Here is a 25,442-nt window from a genome sequence, read left to right as displayed (position 1 = left end):
AGCGGGGCCGCCCAGCGCCACACAGCTGTGTTCAACCCAGCGCAGTGTCCAGAAACATCATCACGGCGAAGCCCAGCATCAATCCGAGCGTGGCCGGCGTCTGATGGCCGTTACGATGCGTTTCTGGAATGACTTCATGGGAAACCACGAAGATCATGGCGCCAGCCGCCAAGCCGAGGCTGACTGGATAAGCAATGGCAAAACCGCTGGACATGCCGATACCGACCAGCGCACCGATGGGTTCCATCAGCCCCGAAGCTGCCGCTATCAGTACGGACGCCCGTGCCGACAAACCGGTGGTACGCAGTGCAAGTGCCACCGCCAGCCCTTCCGGTATGTCTTGAATCGAAATCGCTGTAGTCAGCGGCAAACCGACGCTCAGATCGCCGTTGGCGAAACTCACGCCGATGGCCATGCCTTCCGGAATGTTGTGCAGCGCGATGGCCAGGACGAATAGCCACACCCTATTGAGCCGGGCGAATTCGGGGCCGCGCGGTCCGGTGCTCTCGTGCTCATGGGGTGTGAAGTGATCCAGCCCGAGCATCAGCAAAACGCCGAGGCCGAGCCCGACCACTACAGTCAAAGCCGCAGCGGGCCCGTTGCCAAACAGCTCACGGCCGGCTTCCAGTCCCGGCAGGATCAACGAAAATGCACTGGCTGCCAGCATCATCCCGGCCGCGAAACCCAACATGCTGTCTTGGCTGCGAGTAGAGAGGTCGCGCAGGCCGATCGCCAAAAAAGCGCCAACAGCCGTGGCAACGAAACCGGCGCCCCCGCCCAGCATGGCGTAGCGAACGTTACTCGACTCATTACTGAAAGCGTTGACACCACCTGCCACCAGCAGTAACAGGATGACCACCGCGGCAGCGGCAAGACTGAAGGTAATCCAGGGACTGGCCTGGGCCTGAGCGAGCCAGACGGAGCGCAAAGTGGCAGCGGGGCTTTGAACGGTTGACGCCATGATCAGTAAATCCTGAAAGCGGGAACGGAGATTGTACGCAGCCCCTTCCAAGGGCGAGGCTATCACTGTGATAGTCGCGTACGACGAAGGGGCTCCCTTTTTGAACGCAAGAGCCTGCCGATGATTCAACGCCGTTGTGGTGGGGCCCACCGAGTAGTGCCCATGATGTACCCATAGCGGGAGATTGCCCGTAAGCTTGTCGCGTCCGATGGTCGTCATGTACCGCACAGGGAGTGTTCCGTTTTGCCTGCCGCCAAATCAATCCGCCGTGCGTTCCTGCTCCTCATTGTGCTGCTGTTGATTGCAGGCTGGCTGGGCTGGCGTCAGCTGCAAGGGCCGGAGCTGTCAGGTTACCGGCTGGAAACACGGTCATTGGTGCAGCGCGTGGTCGCCAGTGGCGAAGTCGACACCCAATCGCTGGCACAGGTCGGCAGCGAGATCACTGGCGTGGTTGCGGCGCGGCATGTGCGTGAAGGCGACACGGTAAAAGCCGGTGATCTGCTTCTGGAGTTGCGCGATGAGGAACAGCGCGCCCGCTTGCGCGAAGCCGAAGCGGCCCTGCAGCAACTGATCGATTCCGCTCGCCCGCAGGCAGAGGCAACGGCTCGCGAGGCCCAGCACAATCTCGAGCAGGCAAGCCGCGAGCTGAAACGCCGGAAAGCACTGTTCGACCGTAAGTTGCTGGCTTCCGAAGCGCTCGAACAGGCGCAACGCGCAGAACTAACGGCGCAAGCGGTGCGTGATCGCGCAAGTTTCGCCGCGGCAGCACTGACCAAGGGCGGTAGCGATGAGCAGGTGCAGCAACAGCGCCTGGAGGCGGCACGCGCCGCACTGGCGAAAACCCGCATTCATGCGCAGGTGGATGGCATCGTCCAGACACGTGATGCCGAACCCGGCGATCTGGTTCAGCCAGGTCACACACTGCTGACAATCGCCCGCGCAGGCCGCAGCGAGATCCTCCTGCCACTGGATGAAAAGAACCTGGCACCGATCGAACTCGGCCAGGCCGCCAAAGTGATCGCCGACGCCTATCCCGAGCGGGTGCTGCAAGCACGGGTCAGTTTCATCGCGCCGAGTGTCGATACGGCGCGCGGCACCATCGATGTCCACCTCGACTTGCAGGAGCCAGCCGATTTCTTGCGTCAGGGCATGACGGTATCGGTGAACATCGAGACCGGCCACCGCGAACAGGCGCTGGTGCTTCCCAACGATGCCCTGCTCGCCCGCAACGGTACTCGTGCTCAGGTGCTACGCGTTAACGACGGCGTGGTCGAGCGCGTCGAGGTTCGCCTGGGTCTGCTGGGCACTGCATTGAGCGAAGTGACAGAAGGTCTGACTGCTGGCGACCTGGTGCTAGCCGACGAAGCGGAAGCTGGCCAGCGTGTGCGGGTTCGCGAGTTGCCGATGCCACACGGCATCCGGGATTGACCGCGGTGCGCCTCGTCGACTCTTTATGGACCGAATGGCTTATTGCCCTGCGCTTCCTGCTGGACAACCGCATGCAATCCCTGCTGATCATTTTTGGCATTGCTGTCGGTTCCGCGGTCATCGTGTTCATCACCGCGCTGATCACCGGCCTGCAGGCCAACGTCATCGAACGGACCCTGGGCACCCAGGCGCATATCCGTATCCTGCCGCCCGATGAGGTCAACCGCGTTCTGCCTGCCGACGATGGCAGCTGGTCTCTGGTGCTGGAGAGTCCACGGGCGCAGCGCTTGCGCTCGATCATCAACTGGCAGGACATTCGCGACGTGCTCGATGAAGATCGGCAGGTACTCGCGGTATCGCCAGTCGTCAGCGGCCCAGCTATCGCCCGGCGCGGCGTGGCGCGTGCATCCATCGCGCTACTCGGCATCGATCCGGTGCGCTATCAGCAGATCATCCCACTGGCCCAGGATCTGATAGCCGGGCAATTCACCGTCGGCGCCGGCAATTCAGTAATCGGCAAGGAACTCGCCAGCGACTTGGGTCTCGGCATCGGCGACAAGCTAAGGCTGGACGCCGGTGAAGGCCGCGAGGCTGTGGTCGACATCGCCGGAATCTTCGAGCTAGGAGTTCGCGAGCTGGATGCGCGCTATGTCTACCTCGACCTGAAGCAGGCCCAGACCCTGTTGAATCTGCCCGGTGGCGTCACTGTCATCGATACCACGGTCGGCGAAATATTCGAAGCCGATCGCATCGCCAAACGCCTGGCCCGCCTGACCGGACTTCGCGCCGAAAGCTGGATGGAAACCAATGGCCAACTGCTCAACGCGCTCAGCTCGCAAAGCATGACCACTGAGATGATCCGCATATTCGTCGGCATCTCGGTGGCCTTCGGCATTGCCAGCGTACTGGCTGTAAGCGTTGTCCAGCGCACCCGCGAGATCGGCATCCTGCGGGCCATGGGCAGCCCGCGTGGGCAGATACTACGAGTCTTCCTGCTGCAGGGTGGCCTGCTTGGCTTGCTCGGCTCGGCTTGTGGCGGCGCCGTCGGCTGGGGGCTGGTGCAGGTCTTCAATCTGGCCGGGCCACGTCTGTTCTTCATACCAGTCGATCCGACGCTGGTGCCGCTGGCAATGCTGGTCGCAACGGTTACCGGCGTGTTGGCCGCCGCCATGCCGGCTCGTCGGGCAGCGCGCTACGATCCGGTCGTGGCAATTCGCTATGTCTGAGTCCACTGCCAGCCCGAGCATCGAAGAGGTTCTGCGTCTCGAACAGGTCCGTAAAGCGTTCAACCTCGGTACCCCCCTGGAAACGGAAGTGCTGCACGGCATCGACTTACGCCTGTGCCGCGGTGAACTGACGGCACTCATCGGGCCATCCGGGTCTGGCAAAAGCACCCTGCTCAACCTGATCGGATTGCTCGACGCGCCCAGTTCCGGCGAGCTGTATCTGCTCGGCCAGCCCACCCGCAACAGCGATGACGAGACCCGCACCCGTCTGCGCAACCAGGCCATCGGTTTCGTGTTTCAGTTTCACCACCTGATTTCGGCGTTCAGCGTGCTGGAGAATGTGCTGATGCCATTGATGATCCGCCACGGCAAGCCGTCGAGTGCGGATATCGAGCTGGCTCGCGGCTTATTAGACGAAGTCGGACTGGGCGCGTTTGCCGAGAAGAAACCCACGCAGATATCCGGCGGTCAGCAACAACGGGTCGCCATTGCCCGCGCACTGGTCACCCGGCCTCCACTGCTGCTGGCCGACGAGCCAACCGGCAATCTTGACACGCGCACTGCGCAAAGCGTCTTCGAACTGTTCCACCGTATCAATGATCAGTTCGGCTGCGCCGTGCTGGTGGTGACCCATGATCCGCGCCTAGCCGCCGACTGTGCGCGCACCATTCAACTGGTTGACGGCCGTATCGTCAGTGACCAATCCCGCACCGAAACACACTGACGCGTCACCCGCCGACACGGCTTACAGCTTTCTTAAGTCAACCAGCTTCGCCTTACAACACGTGCAGAATTGGCTCGCCCCAGCTAATAACTATTAAGTCTAAGCATATAACCGTATCTAGCGCTAAGATCCTCCTCAGGATACCCCCACCCGTATCAAGCCAACCGAAGGAGCCAGCCATGAATGCCCGCGTTGAAGCGTTCTTCGATCCCGCGACCTTTGCTTACAGTTATGTCGTCAGCGATCCAGAAACGCGTCAGTGTGCGCTGATCGACTCGGTGCTGGATTACGATCCGGCGTCGGGCCGTACGTCACATGCCGGGGTTGAGCGCTTGGTCGACTATGTGCGCGAACACGACCTGAGCGTGCAGTGGCTGCTCGAAACCCATGTGCACGCCGACCACCTGAGCGCCGCGCCCTACCTGAAACAGCAATTAGGTGGAACGCTCGCGATCGGCGACCAGATCACCGTCGTACAGAATACTTTTGGCAGCCTGTTCAATGCCGGCAGCGAGTTCGCCACGGATGGTCGTCAGTTCGATCATCTATTCCACGACGGTGAGGTGTTTCAGGTCGGTCACATCCAGGCGCGGGCAATTCATACGCCAGGCCACACGCCGGCTTGCATGACCTATGTGATCGGCGACGCCGCGTTCGTCGGCGACACCCTTTTCATGCCCGACTACGGCACCGCGCGCTGCGACTTCCCCGGTGGAGACGCGCGGACTCTGTATCAGTCGATACAGAAACTGTTCACGCTACCAGCCGAGACCCGGGTGTTCATGTGCCACGACTACAAGGCACCGGGCCGCGAAGAGTATTGCTGCGAAACGAGCATCGCCGCCGAACGTGAGCACAACATCCACGTACACAGCGGCACCTGCGAAGATGATTTCGTCGCCATGCGTACCGCGCGCGACACCACCCTGGCGATGCCCACGCTGATTCTGCCTTCGGTGCAGATCAACATGCGTGGCGGTGAGCTGCCATCGCCTGAAGGCAACGGCACGCGCTACTTGAAGATTCCTCTGGACGTGCTGTAACTGCCTGGCTGGAGCGCGTGACATTGAAGAAAAACAAACGCCTGACACCCTTCATATCGATGGCCGCTCAACAGGCACCAGCTGAGATGGCCCTGCTGCCAGGAAGCTACTTTAGCTGCGTCACCCGGCGCTTAGACTGGACGTTGAATCCTTGTCGGTTGCCGTCGATCTATGCTGACACCTTGTTCAGACGCCAAGCATGGCTGGCCGAGTCGACAGATCAGGACTTCAATCCGCGGCCGGCCGAGGCGCTCAACGCCTGTGACTTTACTCAGGAGAAGAAGGGATGATGCAGCGGCTCGCCCGCCACCTACCGTTTCTGGAATGGGGGAAACAGTACGACAAGACCGCTGCGGCAAAGGACAGCCTGGCGGCGCTGATCGTTACGCTAATGCTGATTCCGCAGAGCCTGGCCTACGCAATGCTAGCCGGCCTTCCACCGGTAGTGGGTCTGTACGCCAGTATCCTGCCGCTGATTGCATACACGCTTTTCGGCACCAGCCGCACGTTGGCGGTCGGCCCCGTCGCCGTGGTGTCGCTGATGACGGCGGCCGCCCTCGGCCCGCTGTTCGCTTCCGGCAGCGCCGCCTATGCAGGCGCAGCTTTGCTGTTGGCAATGATGTCCGGTGCGATCCTGCTGGCCATGGCGGTTCTGCGGCTGGGCTTCCTGGCCAATTTCCTCAGCCATCCGGTAATTTCAGGGTTCATCAGCGCCTCGGGCATTCTTATCGCCATCGGTCAGCTCAAGCACATTCTTGGCATCTCAGTCGCCGGCGACAACGCTGCCCAGCTGCTGGAGGGATTGATCCAAGGCCTGCCAGAAACGCACCTGCCCACACTCGCCATCGGGACCACCAGCCTGGTTTTCCTGTTTCTGGTACGCAGCCGCCTCGGTCGCTGGATGCAACGGCTGGGCATGGGCGCCCGCACCGCTGGCACGTTAACCAAAATCGGGCCGGTCGTTGCCCTGCTCCTGGCGATAGCGGCGGTCAGCGGCTTTGAGCTCGCGGCTGCGGGCGTTCGAGTAGTTGGCGAAGTGCCCCAGGGGCTTCCCTCATTGAGCCTGCCCCCACTAGACCTCGCGCTGATCATTCAGCTCCTGCCTGCCGCAGTTCTGATCAGCCTGGTTGGCTTCGTCGAGTCGGTTTCGGTAGCGCAGACCCTGGCAGCCAAACGTCGCGAACGCATAGAGCCCAACCAGGAGCTGGTCGCCCTCGGTGGCGCCAATATCGCCGCAGCCCTGAGCGGAGGTTTTCCCGTCACCGGCGGTTTCGCCCGCTCGGTGGTCAACTTCGATGCCGGCGCCCAAACGCCGCTGGCCGGCGCACTGACAGCTGTCGGCATAGGCCTGACGGTACTGTGCTTCACCCCGCTGTTTCACAGCCTGCCACATGCTGTGTTGGCTGCGACCATCATCGTCGCGGTACTCAGCCTGGTGGACCTTACCGCGCTCGCGCGCACTTGGCGTTATTCCCGCCAAGACGCCGCCTCTATGGCTGCCACCATGCTCGGCGTGCTGCTGATCGGCGTCGAGAGCGGCATACTCATGGGCGTCGGTCTGTCACTGCTGCTGTTTCTCTGGAGAACCAGCCAACCGCATATTGCGGTAGTAGGACAGCTACCTGGCAGCGAGCATTTTCGCAACATTGAGCGTTTCGCCGTGGTACAGAGCCTCAGGGTGCTTTCGGTGCGCGTCGATGAAAGCCTCTATTTCCCCAACGCACGCTTTCTCGAGGACCGCATCGCAGAACTGTTGGGCCAACACCCGCACGCCGAGCATCTGGTGCTGATGTGCCCCGGGGTCAATCTGATAGATGCCAGCGCACTGGAAAGTCTCGAAGCCATCTCCGCTCGCCTTCACACTGCCGGTGTTCAGCTTCATCTCTCCGAAGTGAAGGGACCCGTAATGGACCGACTGCGCGGCACTGATTTCCTCGAACACTTCGGCGGGCAGGTGTTCATCAGCCAGTACGAAGCGCTGCTCGCCCTGGATCCGCAGACTACTCGACACGCGCTTGAACGGCAGCGTTGCAACTGAACCAGCATGGGAGACCGCAAATGAAAAACGCACATGACCTCGTCGAACAGGCCCGAGCCCGCATCCAGGAAATACCACTTGGCGATGCCGAAGCGGCAATCCAGGCGGCGGATGTAGTGATTGATGTACGCGAATCCGATGAGTTTCACGAAGGCCATATACAGGGTGCCACCAACATTCCGCGCGGCCTGTTGGAGTTCAAGCTCAGCGGTACGCCCGAATTGGGTGCTCGGGACATGAATATCGTGCTCTATTGCAAGACCAGTGGCCGCGCGGCGCTGTCAGCTGCATCGCTACAGGACATGGGCTATCTGCATGTGAAATCGATCGCCGGGGGTTTCGATGCCTGGGCTGAAGCCGGCAAGCCGGTAGCGAAACCGAGCCTGCCGAGCTTTGAGTGACCCGGCACAGTCGGCCTATCCATAAAGCGGAAGACCGGCGTTAACGTCGCTCTTCCGCTGAATGAATCCGCCTCGGCGCCCTGATCAAGGCTTGGTATTACATGCCTTGCACGTCTTGATGCCAAGCAGCCCATAGGCCGGGCAAAAGCGGAAAAGGCCAGTGGCGAGAGGTAGCAGGCCGATCCAGCCCCACACACCGATCACTCCTGCCAGAGTCAGCCCGATTAGCACGAGGCCGATGATGATCCGCAATGTGCGGTCGATGGTTCCAAGGTTGCTTTTCATAATGACCTCCCGGTCAGCAAGCGCGCCGGCGTTCCAGCGCGGAGAACAGCAGCATCCCGCCGAGCATGGCAAGGACAAACAAGACCACCTGCCAATGGCCGCTAAGCAACACGGCGATCGCAGGGCCCGGACAGATACCGGCAATCCCCCAGCCCACACCGAACAGCAGACTGCCGCCGATCAAGCGCCCGTCGAGCTCGCGTTTGCCGGGCAGCTGCATCGGCGCATCAAGCAACGAGCGCTGGCGCGCCTTGGCCAAGCTGAAAGGCACCAGCGCGGTACCGATCGCACCAACCATGACCAACGCCAGCGACGGATCCCACGCACCGAACAGATCGAGAAAACCAATTACCTTGGCAGGGTTGGCCATACCCGAGAGCAACAACCCCAGCCCGAACAACAGGCCGGCGGCAAACGAACTCAGCTTGCGCATATTCAGCCCCCGAGGAGATGACGAAGGACAAAGACTGTGGCGAAACCCGCAGCCATGAAGGTCAGGGTCGCCATGATCGAGCGCGGTGACAGCCGGGAAATACCGCACACTCCGTGGCCACTGGTGCAACCGGCGCCGTAACGAGTACCGATGCCGACCAGCAATCCAGCCACTACCAGCCCCAGCCAACCCGACTGAAACTCCAACGCTGGCAAGGAGGTAAACGACACCCACAACAACGGCGCCAGCAACACGCCGAGAATGAACATCAACTTTTCTCCGCGCCCCTCCGCTTCACGCTCCAGCAGACTGGCAAGGAGACCGCTGATACCGGCGATACGGCCATTGAGCAAAACGAAGAGCCCGGCCGCCGCTCCAATCAGCACACCGCCGCTTAGCGAGGCCCAAGGGGTGAAGCTGCTCCAATCGATCGTCATAACGGGTCTATTTCCGAAACAAGTGATAGTGGAATGTCATCACGGCCAGCCCAACGAATCCTGGCTCTCCAACGGGTCGGTTCGTCCTAACACCTGGAACATTTGCAGCAGCGTTAGGGCCTGATCCAGGCCGGGCGCCATCGATGAGCAATAGTTAATCTCAACACAATATATTTATCAATATATTGTTTGTGCAGATAGATCGAAACAAGTTGGCCGTGCGCGGTGGCATCGCTAGCATGCCCATACAGGTACGTCCGTCGGACAATTTCGGCGACCGACCCTGTCAGTAGACGCCCTTTTCGTGACGCCAGGTATCAGCATGAATGACCAGACAACTGCCACTGAATCCGTACAGCTACAGGATCAACAGCAGGCCATGCTGAAACGGCTTGCGCGGGTCGAAGGTCAGGTACGGGGCATCCAGGCCATGATCAAACGCGGCGAGGATTGCGAAGCGATAGCCCAGCAGTTTTCCGCCGCTCGCAGCGCTCTGGATAAGTCCTATCGCTTGATGCTGACGTGCCTGATAGAAGAGGCGATGCACGATCAGACTCAGGACACTAGCGAAACGCTGGCGCGCGTACGCAGCATTTTTACCAAGTACACCTGATCTGTGGGGTGCGGATGGTGGGTCTGGCGGAAACGTCAGGAGACGAATACTCGACAATCCAGACTATCCGCAGCGGGGGCAATCACTGATGAATTGACCAGAAACGAAAAAAGCGACCCTGAGGTCGCTTTTTTAGCGCTTCGAAATCTTTCAAAAAAGACTCGGAGCAAATTTGGAGCGGGAAACGAGACTCGAACTCGCGACCCCGACCTTGGCAAGGTCGTGCTCTACCAACTGAGCTATTCCCGCAATACTTGCAAAAAATGGCGTCCCCTAGGGGACTCGAACCCCTGTTACCGCCGTGAAAGGGCGGTGTCCTAGGCCACTAGACGAAGGGGACGCTGCCCGGAAGCTACTGCTTTTTTCCGGCTTTCAGCGTTTCGCTTTAGAGCTTCACGCTGCAAGTGGCGCGCATTCTATGGACGTCGAACAGGGTCGTCAAGCACCATCTGCAAATATTTTATGAACCCAACGTCTAGCTAGCGTTGAGCTATCAGCTTGCCATCCAACGCTCTACACTCGGAAAAAATCGCTCGGTCAGAGAGGTGCGTTTCGTGTCCCCAGTTCTGATTACTGGCTTGGTCGTTGCCGGCCTGTTCATCCTGATTGCAATCGGCGTCATCAATCAGATCGTCGAGAAGAACAACCTGGAAAAGGCGCGCGTCCGCGCCGAACTCAGCGACCGCATGCGCCGCTGCGCCAATCTCTCCGAGAGTTTTCCAGGCCAGATGATGACGCCAGCACTCAAGCTGTTGCTGACGCGCCTGGAGCTGGGCCTGGGCGAGAAGTTACTCCCCCTCGACAAAAAGAACCCCACACTCGAACCCCGGTTAGCCGCGCTGCGCAGCGCGGCTGCCAAAGGGGAAGAAATCCTCGTGGAAAACGCGCCAGTCAAGGTCATCACCGAAGCCCAGGCGAAGGAGATTCGCCTGCTGATGGAAGACCTGCATGCACAGATCGTCTGGGCCAACAAGCAGAATCAGCTGGATACCACCGCTGCCAAGCGCTGGATTCATCAGATCCAGCGGATGATGGTGATGCTGCATGTCGAATACTTCAGCAATGTTGGCCAACAGGCACTTCAACAGGGCAGCGCGCATAAGGCACGCCTGGCTTTCGAGCGCGGCATCCAGCACATCCGCAAGCAGGCCAACCCGGCCGACTATCAAGCCCAGCTGAGCAAACTCGAAGCGAGTTACAGCCATGCCAATAAGCTTGAGCAGACACAACATCAGCCGAAACTTGACGAGCCGAGCGAGCTGGCCGAAGGTCTGAAAAGCCTCGAAAGCGAAGACGACTGGAAGAAGAACAACATCTACTAAGGCACAAATCGGACGAATCGAGACGGCGCTCCAATTGCCGTGTTCACTCGTTCCTCTCACGTCCGGCGGTTGCCTCCCTGCTGTGGAGAACTCGTTATGCCAATAACTGTATTCGGTGCCCCTCTATCGCCTTTCGTTCGCAAGGTACGCCTCTGTCTGCAGGAAAAGGGCTTGGACTATGGGCTCGAAGTCGTCATGCCATTCACTCCGCCCGAATGGTATCTACAACTCAATCCCCTGGGACGCATCCCTGCCCTGAAAGATGAAGACCTCTGCCTCGCCGACTCCAGCGTGATCTGTCAGTACCTCGACGAGACTTACGGCCAAACAGCGCAGCTCTACGGCGACAGTCCGGCCGACCGGGCCCAGATACGCTGGCTGGAAAAATATGCCGATTACGAACTTGCACCGCTGACGACATTCGGAATTTTCCGCAACCGCGTGCTGAAGCCGAGCTCGGGTAAGCCCTGCAACGAGGAAACCGTGCAGAGCGCATTGAACGAGAAGCTGCCACCGCACTTCGACTACCTCGAGCGACAGTTGGGGGAGAACGCTTTTTTCATTGGCGAGCAGCTCTCGATCGCCGATATAGCCGTTGCGTGCCAGCTGATTAACATGGAGCACGGTGGCGAAATGATCGACGCCGGACGCTGGCCAGCCCTGGCCGCGCACTATTCGCGCATGAAGGCACGTGAATCCGTGGAGAACCTGTTACCCGGCGAGCAACGCATGACTGCCAAACTTATCGAAATGGGCAGAAAGGCAACGTCAGCCAACTGAGACTGATGCATGCTGTAGCTGTAGGAAGCGGAAACGCGCCTCGCCGCAAGACGTCCCAGCAGCTGCATTAGGACGAGGCAGCGGCAAGGCCTGCCAATCGGTCAGAGCAGGCGAATCCCTACCCACTGCCGGGCGAACTGATAAGCACAGCGACCGTTGCGATTACCACGCGCCGTGGCCCAGCGCACGGCGTCCTTTTCCAGTTCATCATCCCAATTCCAGCTCAGCCCCGCCTGAATGGCCAGCGAGCCGATCCAGTGCCGCACCACGTTCAGGTAATGCTCCTGGCTGAACGGGTAGAACGACAGCCAAAGCCCAAAGCGGTCCGACAACGCAATCTTGTCCTCGACCGCCTCGTTGGGATGAAGCTCACCATCAACCATCTGCCAGTTTTCGTTGTCACTCTGACGTTCAGGCACAAGGTGGCGCCGATTCGATGTGGCATACAGCAGAACATTCTCAGGCGCGCGCTCGAGCGAGCCGTCCAGCACGCTCTTCAAGATCCGATAGTCGCCCTCACCTGCCTCGAACGAAAGGTCATCGCAGAACACCACAAAATGCTGCGACTGCCCCGCTAGCTGGTCGACCAGCCTTGGCAGGTCAGCCAGATGGTCGCGCTCGATTTCAATCAGGCGCATTCCTTCTGCTGCATGTTCGGCCAGCAACGCTCGAATCAACGAAGATTTGCCCGTGCCGCGCGCGCCCCAGAGCAGAACATGATTCGCCGGCAGTCCTGAAACGAACTGACGGGTATTGCGCGACAACAGCTCACACTGCCGGTCGATACCGATCAAATCGTTTAGCTTCATGTCGAGCGACACATTTAGCGGCTGCAAGTAGCCGCCCTGCCCTTCACGATGCCAACGCGCGGCCAGGCTCGTGGCCCAATCCACCGGTGCCCGCTGCGCTGGCAACAAAGGCTCCAGGCGCGATATCAGCGCATCGGCGCGCTGCAAAAAAGCTTTCAGCTCAGCATCCATTCAACGACTCCAGAACGATCGTGCCAGCTACCCGCAAACTGGAGTAGCAGCCTCGGGATCACAGGCTACAAATAAGTTTCGATATGCGCCGCCAGCGCATCCGGCGAGGTGCGCGAAGCGAAACGCTCGACCGAGCGCCCTTCATCTGCGATCAAGAACTTGGTGAAATTCCACTTGATCGCCTTGCTGCCTAGAAAGCCGGGCGCGCGCTTCTTCAATTCGACAAACAGAGGATGGGCCTCGCCGCCATTGACCCGAACTTTGGCAAACAGCGGAAAGCTGACTCCAAAATTCCTTTCACAGAAGGTTGCAATCTGCTCTTCATCGCCTGGCTCCTGATGGCCGAACTGATCACAGGGAAAGCCAAGAACCAACAACCCTTGTTCGCCATAGCGCTGCCATAGCGCCTCGAGCCCCTTGTATTGCGGAGTGAAGCCACACTTACTCGCCGTGTTGACCACCAGCAGTACTTTGGCGTCGAACTCGGCAAGCGTCTTCTGCTGGCCATTTATGGTGAGGCAAGGAATCTCGAACAGCGGATCGCGCATGGCGGTACCCTGATGACGCGTAGCAATGCCGGTCAGGCCTCGCGCGGCTTGTGGTTGAGAGAGACTGAATTGATGCAATAGCGCAGCCCGGTCGGCGCAGGACCATCGGGGAACACATGGCCCAGATGCGCATCGCAACGGGCACATTTAACTTCGATGCGGTGCATACCGTGACTGAAGTCGTCGACGCTGGCGATCGCTGTATCGCTGACCGGCTGAAAGTAGCTCGGCCAACCGCAGCTGGAATCGAACTTGGCGTGAGAATCGAACAACGGTGCGTCGCAGCAGGCGCAATGATAAATGCCGGGTGTTTTCGTTTCGTTGTACTGACCGCTAAAGGGTCGCTCGGTCGCACCCAGTCGGCAGACTTGAAATTGTTCGTCGGAGAGCTCTTCACGCCAGGTTTCCAGCGGTTTCTCTAGCTTGTCCATCGGTACACCTCGTGATCTCAAAAAAGGCGGATCTGTACCTTTTCCGGTAGTCGGGCCGCACGTATGATGCGTTGCTCTTAGACGCCTAGTCTGGCAGCGGGGTTTCAGACTGCCAAGGCGCCCGGGTTCATGCCAAACGTCGCCAGCCGTCGAAAGCTGGACACGTCTTCACTTCGGGACACTCAGGATCATGCAGGTCAGCAAATCGAACAAGCTCGCCAATGTCTGCTACGACATCCGTGGGCCAGTGCTCAAGCACGCCAAACGCCTGGAAGAGGAAGGCCATCGCATCCTCAAGCTGAACATCGGCAACCCGGCACCGTTCGGTTTCGAAGCGCCGGAGGAAATCCTCCAGGACGTAATCCGCAACCTGCCCACCGCGCAGGGCTACAGCGACTCCAAAGGCCTGTTTAGCGCACGCAAGGCAATCATGCAGTACTACCAGCAGAAGCAGGTAGAAGGCATCACTATCGAAGACATCTACCTTGGCAACGGCGTGTCCGAGCTGATCGTGATGTCCATGCAGGCGCTGCTCAATAATGGTGATGAAGTACTGATTCCGGCGCCCGACTACCCTTTGTGGACCGCCGCCGTGAGCCTGGCGGGCGGCAAACCGGTGCATTACCTCTGCGACGAGCAGGCGAACTGGTGGCCGGATCTCGCCGACATCAAAGCCAAGATCACGCCGAACACCAAGGCACTGGTACTGATCAACCCAAACAACCCCACGGGTGCGGTATATCCACGCGAAATCCTGGAGGGCATGGTCGAGCTGGCTCGTCAGCACAAGCTGGTGCTGTTCTCCGATGAGATCTACGACAAGATCCTTTATGACGATGCTGTGCACATCTGCACCGCATCCCTTGCCCCTGATGTGTTGTGCCTCACCTTCAACGGGCTTTCAAAGTCCTACCGGGTCGCTGGCTTCCGCTCCGGCTGGGTCGCAATCACCGGCCCCAAGCACAAAGCACAGAGCTACATCGAAGGCATCGACATTCTGGCCAATATGCGCCTGTGCGCCAACGTGCCTTCCCAGCACGCCATTCAGACGGCTCTGGGCGGCTACCAGAGCATCAACGATCTGGTGCTGCCACCGGGCCGACTGCTGGAACAACGTAACCGGACCTGGGAATTGCTCAACGACATTCCCGGCGTCAGCTGCGTCAAGCCAATGGGTGCGCTGTATGCCTTCCCTCGAATCGATCCGAAGATCTGCCCGATCCACAACGATGAGAAATTCGTCCTCGATCTGCTGCTGTCAGAAAAACTACTGGTCGTTCAGGGGACGGCGTTCAATTGGCCTTGGCCGGATCACTTCCGGGTAGTCACCCTGCCCCGCGTCGATGACCTCGAGCAAGCAATTGGCCGCATCGGCAATTTCCTCAAGACCTACAGTCAGTAGGATCGATGGACCTGCAGATCGACGACTTCTACCGGGACGCCGCGGCCGGGCTGCTGATTCTTTATCAGGCCTTTCCGCGGAAGATCGCGCTGTACGTCGGAGACCTCATCGGCCATGAAGAACCCGATGAGTTCGGCCTGCCCAGCAAGCGCCACCAAGGCTGCCTCGGTGCGCTGATATGGCTCGCCGAGGAAGGCTATCTGCGCTTCGAGAGCACCATTCATTTCCAGGCACTGGACCAGGCGACGCTCACCGAGAAAGCATTCATGCGACTGACACGCAGCGTCCCCGACGCCCTCGCCTGCCATGAATCAATGCCGTCGAGTGTTCGTCGAGTCCAGTCCACCCTGGCGCATCAGCTACGAGAGACATTGCGTGAAGGCGACAGCGAGCGGCTGGCAAAGCTGACCCGCCAGCTGTTCGATAGCTCACTGGCCGATCATCGCTGAGTCCAGCTTCTAGGCAGGCGACATAGCTTGAAATAGTCGCTCGGTTGAATCGCGACGACCCTCACCTTATATAGCCTATCGTTCTTTACTGTTCCCTCTGGAGTCTGCCGCAACATGATGCGCATTTTCTTGTTCCTGGCCACCAACCTGGCTGTACTGGTCGTCGCCAGTGTCACCCTCAAGCTGCTCGGGGTCGACCGCTATACCGGTCAGAACTACGGCAGCCTGCTGGCCTTCTGCGCCGTTTTTGGTTTCGCTGGCGCACTGATTTCGCTGTTCATCTCCAAATGGATGGCGAAGATGAGTACCCGCACCGAGATCATCAGCCAACCGCGCACACGCCATGAGCAGTGGTTGCTGCAAACTGTCGAGCAGCTTGCCCGGGATGCTGGGATCAAGATGCCCGAAGTCGGTATCTTCCCCGCCTACGAAGCCAATGCCTTCGCCACCGGCTGGAACAAGAACGACGCGCTGGTCGCCGTCAGCCAAGGTTTACTCGAGCGCTTTTCGCCGGACGAGGTCAAGGCGGTTCTGGCTCATGAAATCGGTCACGTCTCCAATGGCGACATGGTGACCCTCGCGCTGATTCAGGGTGTGGTAAACACCTTCGTCATGTTCTTTGCGCGCATCTTCGGCAGCTTCGTCGACCGTGCGATCTTAAAGAACGAAGATGGCCATGGCATCGGCTATTTCGTAGCAACCATCTTCGCCGAGCTGGTACTGGGTATTCTCGCCAGCATCATCGTCATGTGGTTCTCGCGTAAACGTGAATTCCGCGCCGACGAGGCAGGCGCACAGCTGGCCGGCACCAGCGCCATGATCGGCGCTCTCCAGCGATTGCGCGCGGAACAGGGCGTGCCGGTCGACATGCCGGACAGCCTCAAGGCCTTCAGCATCAACGGCGCCCTGCGCAACGGCCTGGCCGGTCTGCTGATGACCCACCCGTCCTTAGAAGACCGCATCGAAGCCCTGCGCCAGCGCGGCTAAGCTAGCGAGCCGTTCGCTTTCGACACCAAGGATGCTCGGCCGAAACAAGGATTGGGCACTCATAACCGCGAGATACAGATACAGCAGATCGATGGGTGGACGCTGTCGGAACTCAACGAGTAAGGCCGCAAGCCTGCCATGGGCCGCGAGAAGCATCGGTATTCGTTTGAAGTAATAGCCAGGCGCGGCTGTTACTTCATAAGGCGCTGCGACCTGCAGCGACACCGGTCCCGATGCTATAAACTTTCGGCCCTTGCCGTCCGGAGCCGCTCATGCGCGAAGAACTCAACCAGGGTCTGATTGATTACCTCAAGGCCTCCCCTACCCCATTCCACGCCACCGCGAGTCTCGCCAAGACCCTGCAGGCCGCTGGCTTCAAAGCGCTGGATGAGCGCGAGACATGGGACACCGAATCGGGCGGCCGTTACTACGTCACCCGTAACGACTCTGCGATCGTCGCGTTCCAGCTCGGGACGCGGTCAGTCATCGAAAATGGCATGCGCTTGGTCGGCGCTCACACGGACAGTCCCTGCCTACGGGTGAAGCCGCAACCTGAACTGCAACGGCAAGGCTTCTGGCAACTCGGCGTAGAAGTCTACGGTGGCGCATTGCTGGCGCCGTGGTTCGACCGCGACTTGTCCCTGGCTGGACGCGTGACCTATAGCCGAGACGGTCGGATCGAAAGCCAGCTGATCGATTTCCAGCTGCCTATTGCAGTGATTCCCAGCCTTGCCATCCATCTCAATCGAGACGCCAATCAGGGTTGGGCGATCAACCCGCAGAACGAGCTGCCGCCGGTGCTGGCGCAAGTCGCCAGTGAAGACAGCCCGGATTTTCGCGCGCTGCTGGCGGACCAACTGAGCCGCGAGCATGGTCTGGTGGCTGACGTCGTACTGGATTTCGAGCTGAGTTTCTACGATACCCAGGGTGCTGCGGTGATCGGCCTGAATGGCGACTTCATCGCCGGCGCCCGCCTGGATAACCTGCTGTCGTGTTTTGCCGGCCTCCAAGCCCTGTTGCGCGCCGCCGCCGAGGAAACCTGCGTGCTGGTCTGCACCGACCATGAAGAAGTTGGCTCCACCTCGATGTGCGGAGCGGACGGGCCGTTTCTCGAGCAGGTATTACGCCGCGTATTGCCTGAAGGCGAGTCCTTCCAGCGCAGCATTAACCGCTCACTGTTGATCTCGGCCGACAATGCGCACGCGGTGCATCCGAACTATTCCGACAAACATGACGGCAACCACGGCCCTAAACTCAATGCCGGGCCGGTGATCAAGGTCAATAGCAACCAGCGCTACGCCACGAGTAGCGAAACCGCCGGCTTTTTCCGTCATCTCTGTCTGGAAAACGAAGTGTCGGTGCAAAGTTTCGTCACCCGCAGTGACATGGGCTGCGGCTCGACCATCGGCCCAATCACCGCCAGCCAGCTCGGCGTGCGCACCGTCGATATCGGCCTGCCGACCTTTGGCATGCACTCTATCCGCGAGCTGGCCGGCAGCCAGGACCTGGCGCATCTGGTGAAGGTACTCAGCGCTTTCTATTCGAGCTCCGAGTTGCCTTGATACCCTGATATCCAGGCGCATGCGCCTGGATTGCTCATACCAGAGTGTCGCCCATCACCAACGCACCCTTGCCAGACACTTGGTTGCTGCCAGCGCCGCAAAAGCCTTGATACGAAGCGCTCTCATCCGTCTCGCTGACCATCCCGGCACACCCAAGCAGAGGATCCGGTCATGCCGAATGACAGCAGATAAATGTCACGCGAGTTGCAGCAGATCGGCACGGTTCAGGCCTGCAGCAGCGACTCGAATCCTGAACTCTCCTTTGCCGCACTTCGCACCTGCACGCTCTGCCCACCCCCACCTGTCCCTCGATGCCTTGCAATGCCTTCATGCTGCCTCCATAGTGGTTCACACCTGTGCCCGCTAAACCGTGACTCCGGCAGTGCAGGCCGCGGATCAAGTTCAGCCCAGGCTACATAGCGATACGCCTCCAAACCAAGGACTGTCTTTTCGGTCCCCTCGGTGCCGCGAATTGCTCGACCGCCTAGGTGCGATCTGAATCGCGGCGTGCCAGCCGCCAGATACATCGGGCTGTATTCTCCCCGCCGGGCGGAATCCGTCCCGGCGCCTGATTTGATGGCCTACTATGCGTTATTACTCAGCCTCGCATCTCCCCTCCGACATGAAACGATCATTGACCGCAGGCGTGCTCACCCTGCTGATGGGCCTTCAAGCCAGTGCTGCCCTGGCCAAACCTGCCGACCCACATGCCTGGGACTATCTACAGCCTGACCGTGACCAGGTGATCGCCAGTCTGAACGTGGTCGAGCTACTCAAGCGCCATCACTACAACAAACCCCCTCTAAATGACGCTCGCTCGGCGAAGATCTTCGACAGCTACCTCGAGATGCTCGATCCTTCGCGTAGCTACTTCACCACCGGGGACGTCGCTGAATTCGAAACCTGGCGCAACCAGTTCGATGACTTCCTGAAGAACGGCAACCTTGAGCCTGGGTTCATCATCTACAAGGTGCATCTGGAGCGCCTACAGAGCCGACTGGAATACGCTCTGAATCTGTTGGAGCGAGGCGTCGACAACTTTGACTTCACGCTTGACGAGGAGCTGCTGATCGACCGCGAGAATGCAGCGCGCCCCGAGAACGAGCAGGAACTGGATGACCTCTGGCGCAAACGCGTGAAGGACGAGGTGCTGCGATTGAAGATCGCCGGCAAGGAGCCCAAAGCAATCGAGGAGCTGCTCACCAAGCGCTACAAGAACCAACTGACGCGCCTTGAGCAAACCCGTGGCGAAGACGTATTTCAGACCTACATCAATGCCTTTGCGCAATCCTACGACCCGCACACGCAGTACCTGTCACCTGACAATGCGGAGAACTTCGATATCAATATGAGCCTTTCTCTGGAAGGGATCGGCGCCGTGTTGCAGAGTGACAACGAGCACGTCAAGGTGGTGCGTCTGGTTCCCGCCGGTCCTGCCGAGAAGAGCAAGCAGATCGCGCCTGCCGATAAGATTGTCGGCGTCGGTCAGAGCGACGAAGAGATCGTCGATGTGATCGGCTGGCGGCTCGACGAAGTCGTCAAGTTGATCCGCGGCCCGAAAGGATCGGTCGTCCGGCTCGAGGTCATCCCGGCGAGCAATGCACCAAACGACCAGAGCAGCAAGGTCGTTGCCATCACCCGTGAAGCGGTGAAGCTTGAAGAGCAGGCAGCGAAGAAATCCGTGCTCAAGCTCAATCAGGACGGCCGCGATTACAAGCTCGGAGTCATCGAAATCCCCGCGTTCTACCTCGACTTCAAGGCCCTGCGTGCCGGAGACGAGGAATACAAGAGCACGACCCGCGACGTGAAAAAGTTGCTCACGGAGTTGGAACAGGAAGACGTCGATGGCGTGGTGATTGATCTACGTAACAATGGTGGTGGCTCCCTTCAGGAAGCCACCGAACTGACCGGCCTGTTCATCGATCAAGGCCCTACGGTCCTGGTCCGCAACAGCGATGGCCGTGTCGACGTCCTGGCCGATGAGCAGCAAGGTGTGTTCTACAAAGGGCCGCTGGCTGTGCTGGTTAACCGACTGTCCGCCTCGGCCTCGGAAATCTTTGCAGGCGCCATGCAGGATTACCACCGAGCGCTTATCGTCGGTGGACAGACGTTCGGCAAAGGCACCGTGCAAACGGTCCAGCCACTCAATCATGGCGAGCTCAAGCTGACATTGGCCAAGTTCTATCGAGTCTCCGGACAAAGCACGCAGCATCAGGGCGTGATTCCGGACATCTCCTACCCAGCCGAAGTCGATACCAAGGAAATTGGCGAAAGCGCGCTGCCGGAAGCGATGCCATGGGACAGCATTCGCGCAGCGGTCAGCCCGGATATGAACCCGTTCAAGCCGTTCCTCTCTGAACTCAAGGCTCGTCACGAAGACCGGACCCATGAGGACCCTGACTTTGTATTCACGCGCGATCGTCTCGCACTGACTCAGGAGTTGACTCACGAGACGATCATCAGTCTCAACGAGGAGAAGCGCCGGGCGCAGCAGGAACGCATCGAGAAACGCCAGTTGGCGCTGGAAAACACCTTGCGCGAGGCCAAAGGTGAAGAACCGCTGGCCAAGCTTGAAAAAGAGGATGAAACGACACCGCACGTTGAAGATAAAAAGATCAAACCGGAGGACGATGCCTATCTCTCGGAAAGCGGCAGAATTCTGCTGGATTACCTAGGTCTGCATAAGGCCATGGCCAAGAACCAACCTGTCGAGCGCTGAGTGCAGGTGTCATCAAAATGACATCGCAGTGTCGTGAAATACGAAGGGCCGCCATTGTGCGGCCCTTCGTATTTTAAGGCCGCACGAGACCCTCATGATCGTTACCGAGCAGTTGAGCACACTGGATTCCATCCTTGCTCAGAGCAACATCACCAGCCTGTTCCAGCCCATCGTGTCGCTTGCCGAACGGGTCATCCTTGGCTACGAAGCCCTCACCCGCGGCCCTTTGCACACTTCGCTTCACTCCCCTATCAACCTGCTTGCGGCGGCCCGACATGCCGGCCGACTCAATGAACTGGACCTGACCTGTCGCGAGACCGCCTGTCGCCGCTACAGTCAGCAACGGCTGCAGGGGAAACTGTTCCTCAACGTGTCGCCGGAAACCCTGTTGGATGCGACGCACAAGCCGGGCCGCACGCTGGAGTTACTACACAAATACGGCATCTCGGCCGAGAGTGTTGTAATCGAGCTCACGGAGCAGACGCCCACTGACGATTTCGAACTGCTTCGTGCCGCCTTGCATCATTATCGAGACATGGGCTTTTCCATTGCGCTGGACGACCTCGGCGCTGGCTATTCCAGCCTGCGCATGCGGTCGGAGCTGCGCCCTGACTACGTCAAGATTGATCGGTACTTCATAGACGGTATCCACCGGGACGCTGTGAAACGCGAATTCGTCGAGTCAATCATGAAGATTGCCAGAGCATCACGCGCGCAGGTCATCGCCGAAGGCATCGAGCTGAGCGAAGAGCTCCGCGTCCTGGCAGACCTGGGCGTGGATCTGGTTCAGGGCTATCTGCTGGGGCGCCCGGAGGAGGAGCCGAAAGCCAACACCAGCGTACATTTGCCCGATCAATCCTGGTCTCGATCCCCCAATGTCCGGCGCGGGCGATGTTCCATATCCGTATCAGTGTCACCGTGATTGGATTGCTCGTAAGTTTGCTGCGGTCGCTGATCACGGACGTCGAGATCCTTCTCGGACGTCTCCGGTAGTCTATCGATTCCCTCGCCAGCGCCCATGGAACCATTACCCAGGGTACGGTCGACCGCGCCGGTGTTCTGTGCCAGCTGAGCGTGTCCAGGCATCGGATCTGCAGCTGACACCTGGCCTGTAACTGCAGCCGCAAGCGCGGCTCCAAGTGCAATAGGCAAATAGCTCCGCATAGCTTTCTCCTTAATAGTCCCGTCATCGGTTTAGGCAACTGGCTGCTGCCGTTGATCCGCGCTATCGACAGATGGCAAGCGGAACCGTTGTTTGCTTTTCGCGGTCCACTAATCAGAGAGCAGATGTGTCAGGTTAGAAAGGAATCGAACGATGATTACGCCGCCACTGGTAATTCTTCTGATAGTAGTTGGCTGGAGTGCAGCCGCCCTGGCGATGCTTTGGGGCATGCTGCGAGTCGCTCGCCATCATCACAAGCCGTCCCGGGAAGCCCGACGGGATCAAAACCAGCCTCGAACCGAGTCGCACACCGCTCATGTTTCGCTAAGCGCGTGATAAAAGATCGCCCGGCTGGCAATAAAGCCGTGACAGATCTGCCGAAAGATGTAGAATGCCGCCCACAGACGCGGGATGGAGCAGTCTGGTAGCTCGTCGGGCTCATAACCCGAAGGTCGTCGGTTCAAATCCGGCTCCCGCAACCAAACACGGAAAGGCCGCTCAATCGAGCGGCCTTTTTCGTTTGGGTCCCCGCATCGGCCTGATGCTTACGTGCTCCGCTCGTTGAGCTAAGTCTGATGACCAGCCTAAACGTTTGAAAATAAAACGTTTTAACGAGCCGCAAGGTTGACAGGGGATCTCCAGCCTGTAGAATGCCGCCCACAGACGCGGGATGGAGCAGTCTGGTAGCTCGTCGGGCTCATAACCCGAAGGTCGTCGGTTCAAATCCGGCTCCCGCAACCAAATAGAAAGGCCACTCTTATGAGTGGCCTTTTTTTTGCGCGCTTTTTTTGTCACCGAAGAAACTTCATCCAGACAATGCGCTCCCCTCTTTGAATGGTTCGAAATAAATAGACTAGTTTTCAGCGCTTCGTTTTTTATTAAAAATATAGTCGTAGATCGGATGGCTTAGTTCAGAAGATGGACGCTGATTAAGCCACCGCGCCCCGTTACCGTTACCGTACTAGCTAAACTCCTTTGCGATCAATGAATTGCGATAACGAACCCTATCGGCGTTGATTTATTTTGTTTCTTATCTTGACTGTCGTCATGTTCTGAATGTTAACTACATCACATAAATCAGCTGCAGCTCAGAAGGGCTGTTAAACCAAGCAGGAACACTTTACTGCGCTGATGCACATGGATGGCGTTTTTCCCAGTTGGAGCTGATGTGCTGCCTGTGCCAATAAGCTGTTAATGCTTATCTCGATTTCTAGCCGAGTGCGGTAGCTCTGCCTAAGCCTGCTTTGGAGCCAACAAGTATCGTCCAGCGGGATCGCAGACAGGTCCAGAGGCCGCTGCAGCGGCTGGTGGCGATAGCTATGCCAGATCGAGCGAGATTAGCGTAGAGGTCCGACAACTCTAACTTTGGCTCGATGCGTTGATGGTAGTGCCTTTGGCATACAACCATTAACGCATCGAGTAGCTTCGACTCGTCTCAATACCCGACTAAAACACTTACTCACTGCATGATCCGACTGGAGTCCATCGTGAATACATCCTTTCGCAACTTGGAAGCGCCAGCTCTTCAGTTAATAACCAGCGAGATGAACGCTAAGGGAAGTTCCTGCATTGCCAACTTTCTATCAAGCGAACAGCTTGCTTCGCTGCAAGAAAGTGTCGGAATCGAAGCCGAAAAACATAAAGGCAGTTACTTTGCGCATCATGGTGGGCGCGAAATAGAAAGTTCCCTATTGGGCGCACTAGGCGCTTCGCCAGAGTTTCGTAACATGCTGGAAAATGTCTATCAGGCGGGTGCGGGGAAAGCCGCTTATAACGACGAAATTTTAAAAGTCTTGCGTTGTGTCCAGGGAACCTCGGGGCGTCGCGAATCCAACTGCTTTCACTACGACGCCAGCCTGGTCACGGCACTGCTGCCAATAGAAATCCCTCAGGACGGCATCGATCGAGGTGATCTGATCTTGTTTCCCAATGGTCGCCGCATACGCTCCAACGTCCTGATTAACGTTGTGGAAAAGGCGTTGCTGCAGAATTCGCTGAGTCGGAAATTGATCAGCGCAGCCATCCGCCACAAACTGCTGCGCCCCGAAAAGCTTCAACTCGTCCCAGGCAACCTCTACCTGTTCTGGGGCTACCGCACGCTGCATGCCAATGAGCCGTGCGATCCCTCCCACCGCCGCGCAACAGCCATCTTTCACTATGGCGACCCGCATGCGGGCAGCTTCGCTACTCGCATGATCCTCAAGCTGAACCAGCGCCGGGCACGACGCGCAACAGCCCTGGGTACGCAACCTACTGCGTGATCTCACAGACGCACTTTTTTGCGTCTGCTATCCGACGTGACGACCGATAAGGACATCGAGATGATCAATGTCACCAAATCGTATCTGGGCAACAAAACCAAATTCCTGGGCTACGTCGACAGCATCTACGCATCCGGTTGGTTGACCAACCATGGTCCACTGGTGACTGAGCTGGAGGAGCGGCTGCGTGATTACCTGGGCGTCAGAAACATCATTCTGACCAACAACGGCACCTTGGCATTGCAGATTGCCTATCGGGCCCTGAACCTCACCGGCAGTGCAATCACCACCCCGTTCAGTTTCGTCGCCACCACCAGTTCACTTCAGTGGGAGGGCATTCGACCGATATTCGCGGATATCGACAAAGCTACCTGGAATCTTGATCCCCAGGCGATAGAAGCGAGTATCGAGGCCGACACCCAGGCGATCGTCGCCACTCATGTCTTTGGCAATGCGTGCGACGTCGAGTCAATCGCGCAGGTTGCGCAACAGCATCGCCTGAAAGTGATCTATGACGGCGCTCATGCATTCAGTGTTCGTTACAAGGACCACTCGGTATTCAACTGGGGCGACATCAGCACGCTCAGTTTTCACGCGACCAAGCTTTTTCACACAATCGAGGGCGGTGCCATCGTCACCAACGACGATGCGCTGGCCGTCAGGATTCGTTTGCTCTGCAACTTCGGCATCGTCGACACCGACATCATCGACGGCATCGGCATCAACGCCAAACTCAACGAGTTTGCCGCCGCAATGGGTCTGTGCATCCTCGACGACATGGCACTGATTCTGGAACAGCGCGAAGAAATCGCCAGCCGCTACGTACGGCGGCTCGCTGATCACTTCGACTTGCAAAGCCAGCAGCCACACTCGCAACGCAACCACAGCTATTTCCCGATAGCCCTGAGGGATGAAGATCAACTGCTGCGCTGCCGAGTGGCGCTAAAGGACAAAGGCATCAACCCCAGGCGCTACTTCTACCCCTCGCTAGACACCCTCAGCTACGTGCAGCCACAAACCCCACAAACCGAATCTCGCGCCTTGAGTCGCCGGGTCCTGTGCCTGCCGATCTATCCGGGCCTGCCACGGCACGTCCAGAACACGGTTATCGAGACGCTACTGAATGAGTCATCGCAGGGCAGCCACCTGCCCACCGAGCACATCTGGCCCCAGGTCGCTGCCAGTCTGTTGCTGGACGACCATCTAAGCCCGCCAGCCCCTGCGTACAAGCGCATTTACTGACCCAATCA

The 25,442-nt window shown here is 58.7% G+C and carries 24 protein-coding genes, 4 tRNA genes and 2 pseudogenes; 20 read left to right on the top strand and 10 right to left on the bottom strand.

The annotated features are described in order from the left end of the window. Positions 1-31: 31 nt before the first annotated feature. A complete protein-coding gene (locus BUE09_RS14550) occupies positions 32-961 on the bottom strand; it encodes a ZIP family metal transporter (RefSeq protein WP_073301727.1) in 930 nt (309 codons plus the stop codon). A 243-nt stretch (positions 962-1,204) separates the two neighbouring features. On the opposite strand from BUE09_RS14550, the gene BUE09_RS14545 reads away from it, so the two are divergent. The 7 genes from BUE09_RS14545 to BUE09_RS14515 all read left to right on the top strand — a co-directional run bounded on the left by BUE09_RS14545 (position 1,205) and on the right by BUE09_RS14515 (position 7,821). Beyond that, the gene (locus BUE09_RS14545; RefSeq protein WP_073301725.1) at positions 1,205-2,389 is read left to right on the top strand and encodes an efflux RND transporter periplasmic adaptor subunit; all 1,185 of its coding nucleotides are present in this window, start codon (positions 1,205-1,207) and stop codon (positions 2,387-2,389) included. Between the two features lie 5 nt (positions 2,390-2,394). Further along, a complete protein-coding gene (locus BUE09_RS14540) occupies positions 2,395-3,615 on the top strand; it encodes an ABC transporter permease (RefSeq protein ID WP_073302029.1) in 1,221 nt (406 codons plus the stop codon). After that, complete coding sequence (locus BUE09_RS14535; RefSeq protein ID WP_073301723.1) at positions 3,608-4,339, top strand: ABC transporter ATP-binding protein; 732 nt, start codon at positions 3,608-3,610, stop codon at positions 4,337-4,339. The genes BUE09_RS14540 and BUE09_RS14535 overlap by 8 nt, the downstream gene beginning before the upstream one ends. Before the next feature lie 179 nt (positions 4,340-4,518). Then, on the top strand, positions 4,519-5,382 hold the full coding sequence (locus BUE09_RS14530) for an MBL fold metallo-hydrolase (protein WP_073301720.1): 864 nt from the start codon (positions 4,519-4,521) through the stop codon (positions 5,380-5,382). 23 nt (positions 5,383-5,405) lie between these two features. After that, complete coding sequence (locus BUE09_RS14525) at positions 5,406-5,672, top strand: hypothetical protein (protein ID WP_073301718.1); 267 nt, start codon at positions 5,406-5,408, stop codon at positions 5,670-5,672. After that, complete coding sequence (locus BUE09_RS14520) at positions 5,669-7,420, top strand: SulP family inorganic anion transporter (RefSeq protein WP_073301716.1); 1,752 nt, start codon at positions 5,669-5,671, stop codon at positions 7,418-7,420. Before BUE09_RS14525 ends, BUE09_RS14520 begins: the two co-directional genes overlap by 4 nt. A 20-nt stretch (positions 7,421-7,440) precedes the next feature. Next, positions 7,441-7,821: a rhodanese-like domain-containing protein gene (locus BUE09_RS14515; protein ID WP_073301713.1), complete on the top strand. Its 381-nt coding sequence runs from the start codon at positions 7,441-7,443 to the stop codon at positions 7,819-7,821. A gap of 84 nt (positions 7,822-7,905) precedes the next feature. Here BUE09_RS14515 and BUE09_RS14510 read toward each other — a convergent pair whose 3' ends face one another. From BUE09_RS14510 to BUE09_RS14500, 3 genes are read right to left on the bottom strand one after another with little or no spacing between them, the layout of a single operon-like run. Beyond that, entirely contained in the window at positions 7,906-8,106 is a 201-nt protein-coding gene (locus BUE09_RS14510) for a YgaP family membrane protein (protein WP_073301711.1), read from the bottom strand. Positions 8,107-8,119: 13 nt separating this feature from the next. After that, complete coding sequence (locus BUE09_RS14505) at positions 8,120-8,539, bottom strand: DUF6691 family protein (protein WP_073301709.1); 420 nt, start codon at positions 8,537-8,539, stop codon at positions 8,120-8,122. A gap of 2 nt (positions 8,540-8,541) precedes the next feature. Next, positions 8,542-8,976 (bottom strand): YeeE/YedE family protein, encoded by a 435-nt coding sequence (locus tag BUE09_RS14500; RefSeq protein WP_073301706.1) that lies wholly within the window; start codon positions 8,974-8,976, stop codon positions 8,542-8,544. A 322-nt stretch (positions 8,977-9,298) separates the two neighbouring features. On the opposite strand from BUE09_RS14500, the gene BUE09_RS14495 reads away from it, so the two are divergent. Next, a complete protein-coding gene (locus tag BUE09_RS14495; RefSeq protein WP_073301704.1) occupies positions 9,299-9,589 on the top strand; it encodes a metal-sensing transcriptional repressor in 291 nt (96 codons plus the stop codon). A 173-nt stretch (positions 9,590-9,762) separates the two neighbouring features. Here the strand turns inward: BUE09_RS14495 and BUE09_RS14490 are convergent. Both BUE09_RS14490 and BUE09_RS14485 read right to left on the bottom strand, forming a co-directional pair. Beyond that, positions 9,763-9,838, bottom strand: a tRNA-Gly gene (locus tag BUE09_RS14490). A gap of 15 nt (positions 9,839-9,853) precedes the next feature. After that, positions 9,854-9,929, bottom strand: a tRNA-Glu gene (locus BUE09_RS14485). 214 nt (positions 9,930-10,143) lie between these two features. On the opposite strand from BUE09_RS14485, the gene BUE09_RS14480 reads away from it, so the two are divergent. Beyond that, positions 10,144-10,911 (top strand): hypothetical protein, encoded by a 768-nt coding sequence (locus tag BUE09_RS14480; protein ID WP_172830726.1) that lies wholly within the window; start codon positions 10,144-10,146, stop codon positions 10,909-10,911. Between the two features lie 96 nt (positions 10,912-11,007). Continuing rightward, positions 11,008-11,691: a glutathione S-transferase family protein gene (locus tag BUE09_RS14475; protein ID WP_073301702.1), complete on the top strand. Its 684-nt coding sequence runs from the start codon at positions 11,008-11,010 to the stop codon at positions 11,689-11,691. A gap of 101 nt (positions 11,692-11,792) precedes the next feature. On the opposite strand, the gene BUE09_RS14470 is transcribed toward BUE09_RS14475, so the two are convergent. The 3 genes from BUE09_RS14470 to msrB all read right to left on the bottom strand — a co-directional run bounded on the left by BUE09_RS14470 (position 11,793) and on the right by msrB (position 13,650). After that, a complete protein-coding gene (locus BUE09_RS14470; RefSeq protein ID WP_073301700.1) occupies positions 11,793-12,671 on the bottom strand; it encodes an ATP-binding protein in 879 nt (292 codons plus the stop codon). A gap of 65 nt (positions 12,672-12,736) precedes the next feature. Then, a complete protein-coding gene (locus tag BUE09_RS14465) occupies positions 12,737-13,219 on the bottom strand; it encodes a glutathione peroxidase (RefSeq protein WP_073301698.1) in 483 nt (160 codons plus the stop codon). 32 nt (positions 13,220-13,251) lie between these two features. Next, complete coding sequence (gene msrB, locus BUE09_RS14460; RefSeq protein WP_073301696.1) at positions 13,252-13,650, bottom strand: peptide-methionine (R)-S-oxide reductase MsrB; 399 nt, start codon at positions 13,648-13,650, stop codon at positions 13,252-13,254. Between the two features lie 190 nt (positions 13,651-13,840). Here msrB and BUE09_RS14455 point away from each other — a divergent pair, with 190 nt between their 5' ends. From BUE09_RS14455 to BUE09_RS14435, 4 genes are all read left to right on the top strand, one after another. After that, positions 13,841-15,052, top strand: a complete 1,212-nt coding sequence (locus tag BUE09_RS14455) for a pyridoxal phosphate-dependent aminotransferase (RefSeq protein ID WP_073301694.1) — start codon at positions 13,841-13,843, stop codon at positions 15,050-15,052. 5 nt (positions 15,053-15,057) lie between these two features. Continuing rightward, positions 15,058-15,501 (top strand): hypothetical protein, encoded by a 444-nt coding sequence (locus tag BUE09_RS14450; protein WP_073301686.1) that lies wholly within the window; start codon positions 15,058-15,060, stop codon positions 15,499-15,501. Between the two features lie 114 nt (positions 15,502-15,615). Continuing rightward, a complete protein-coding gene (gene htpX, locus BUE09_RS14445) occupies positions 15,616-16,488 on the top strand; it encodes a protease HtpX (protein WP_073301684.1) in 873 nt (290 codons plus the stop codon). Between the two features lie 272 nt (positions 16,489-16,760). Next, entirely contained in the window at positions 16,761-18,050 is a 1,290-nt protein-coding gene (locus BUE09_RS14435; RefSeq protein ID WP_073301679.1) for a M18 family aminopeptidase, read from the top strand. 198 nt (positions 18,051-18,248) lie between these two features. Here the strand turns inward: BUE09_RS14435 and BUE09_RS20860 are convergent. Next, a pseudogene (locus BUE09_RS20860) lies at positions 18,249-18,381 on the bottom strand (NAD(P)H-quinone oxidoreductase); the annotation flags it as partial. Between the two features lie 291 nt (positions 18,382-18,672). Between BUE09_RS20860 and BUE09_RS14430 the strand changes: the two are divergent. The 6 genes and pseudogenes from BUE09_RS14430 (at position 18,673) to BUE09_RS14395 (ending at position 25,434) form a co-directional block, all read left to right on the top strand. Then, a complete protein-coding gene (locus BUE09_RS14430; protein WP_073302025.1) occupies positions 18,673-20,769 on the top strand; it encodes a carboxy terminal-processing peptidase in 2,097 nt (698 codons plus the stop codon). Between the two features lie 94 nt (positions 20,770-20,863). Beyond that, positions 20,864-21,643, top strand: a pseudogene (locus tag BUE09_RS14425) (EAL domain-containing protein); the annotation flags it as partial. A gap of 693 nt (positions 21,644-22,336) precedes the next feature. Then, positions 22,337-22,413 (top strand) — tRNA-Met (locus BUE09_RS14410). A 182-nt stretch (positions 22,414-22,595) separates the two neighbouring features. Then, a tRNA-Met gene (locus BUE09_RS14405) sits at positions 22,596-22,672 on the top strand. A gap of 746 nt (positions 22,673-23,418) precedes the next feature. Continuing rightward, positions 23,419-24,192, top strand: coding sequence for a hypothetical protein (locus BUE09_RS14400; protein ID WP_417778962.1), 774 nt, complete (start codon positions 23,419-23,421; stop codon positions 24,190-24,192). 60 nt (positions 24,193-24,252) lie between these two features. After that, positions 24,253-25,434 (top strand): DegT/DnrJ/EryC1/StrS family aminotransferase, encoded by a 1,182-nt coding sequence (locus BUE09_RS14395; RefSeq protein ID WP_073301673.1) that lies wholly within the window; start codon positions 24,253-24,255, stop codon positions 25,432-25,434. The last annotated feature ends 8 nt before the right edge of the window (positions 25,435-25,442 follow it).

The sequence above is a fragment of the Stutzerimonas xanthomarina DSM 18231 genome (genome assembly GCF_900129835.1).
GTDB lineage: Bacteria > Pseudomonadota > Gammaproteobacteria > Pseudomonadales > Pseudomonadaceae > Stutzerimonas > Stutzerimonas xanthomarina.
Note: the sequence above shows the minus strand (reverse complement) of the source record. Positions and strands in the feature narration are given on the sequence as shown.

What these genes read in the sequence shown, in the direction of transcription:
- BUE09_RS14465 (WP_073301698.1), bottom strand. Translation starts at nt 13,219, where the DNA reads ATGCGCGATCCGCTGTTCGAGATTCCTTGCCTCACCATAAATGGCCAG.
- BUE09_RS14510 (WP_073301711.1), bottom strand. Translation starts at nt 8,106, where the DNA reads ATGAAAAGCAACCTTGGAACCATCGACCGCACATTGCGGATCATCATC.
- BUE09_RS14535 (WP_073301723.1), top strand. Translation starts at nt 3,608, where the DNA reads ATGTCTGAGTCCACTGCCAGCCCGAGCATCGAAGAGGTTCTGCGTCTC.
- BUE09_RS14515 (WP_073301713.1), top strand. Translation starts at nt 7,441, where the DNA reads ATGAAAAACGCACATGACCTCGTCGAACAGGCCCGAGCCCGCATCCAG.
- BUE09_RS14470 (WP_073301700.1), bottom strand. Translation starts at nt 12,671, where the DNA reads ATGGATGCTGAGCTGAAAGCTTTTTTGCAGCGCGCCGATGCGCTGATA.
- BUE09_RS14500 (WP_073301706.1), bottom strand. Translation starts at nt 8,976, where the DNA reads ATGACGATCGATTGGAGCAGCTTCACCCCTTGGGCCTCGCTAAGCGGC.
- msrB (WP_073301696.1), bottom strand. Translation starts at nt 13,650, where the DNA reads ATGGACAAGCTAGAGAAACCGCTGGAAACCTGGCGTGAAGAGCTCTCC.
- BUE09_RS14475 (WP_073301702.1), top strand. Translation starts at nt 11,008, where the DNA reads ATGCCAATAACTGTATTCGGTGCCCCTCTATCGCCTTTCGTTCGCAAG.
- BUE09_RS14550 (WP_073301727.1), bottom strand. Translation starts at nt 961, where the DNA reads ATGGCGTCAACCGTTCAAAGCCCCGCTGCCACTTTGCGCTCCGTCTGG.
- BUE09_RS14395 (WP_073301673.1), top strand. Translation starts at nt 24,253, where the DNA reads ATGATCAATGTCACCAAATCGTATCTGGGCAACAAAACCAAATTCCTG.
- BUE09_RS14505 (WP_073301709.1), bottom strand. Translation starts at nt 8,539, where the DNA reads ATGCGCAAGCTGAGTTCGTTTGCCGCCGGCCTGTTGTTCGGGCTGGGG.
- BUE09_RS14520 (WP_073301716.1), top strand. Translation starts at nt 5,669, where the DNA reads ATGATGCAGCGGCTCGCCCGCCACCTACCGTTTCTGGAATGGGGGAAA.
- htpX (WP_073301684.1), top strand. Translation starts at nt 15,616, where the DNA reads ATGATGCGCATTTTCTTGTTCCTGGCCACCAACCTGGCTGTACTGGTC.
- BUE09_RS14450 (WP_073301686.1), top strand. Translation starts at nt 15,058, where the DNA reads ATGGACCTGCAGATCGACGACTTCTACCGGGACGCCGCGGCCGGGCTG.
- BUE09_RS14455 (WP_073301694.1), top strand. Translation starts at nt 13,841, where the DNA reads ATGCAGGTCAGCAAATCGAACAAGCTCGCCAATGTCTGCTACGACATC.
- BUE09_RS14530 (WP_073301720.1), top strand. Translation starts at nt 4,519, where the DNA reads ATGAATGCCCGCGTTGAAGCGTTCTTCGATCCCGCGACCTTTGCTTAC.
- BUE09_RS14435 (WP_073301679.1), top strand. Translation starts at nt 16,761, where the DNA reads ATGCGCGAAGAACTCAACCAGGGTCTGATTGATTACCTCAAGGCCTCC.
- BUE09_RS14495 (WP_073301704.1), top strand. Translation starts at nt 9,299, where the DNA reads ATGAATGACCAGACAACTGCCACTGAATCCGTACAGCTACAGGATCAA.
- BUE09_RS14430 (WP_073302025.1), top strand. Translation starts at nt 18,673, where the DNA reads ATGAAACGATCATTGACCGCAGGCGTGCTCACCCTGCTGATGGGCCTT.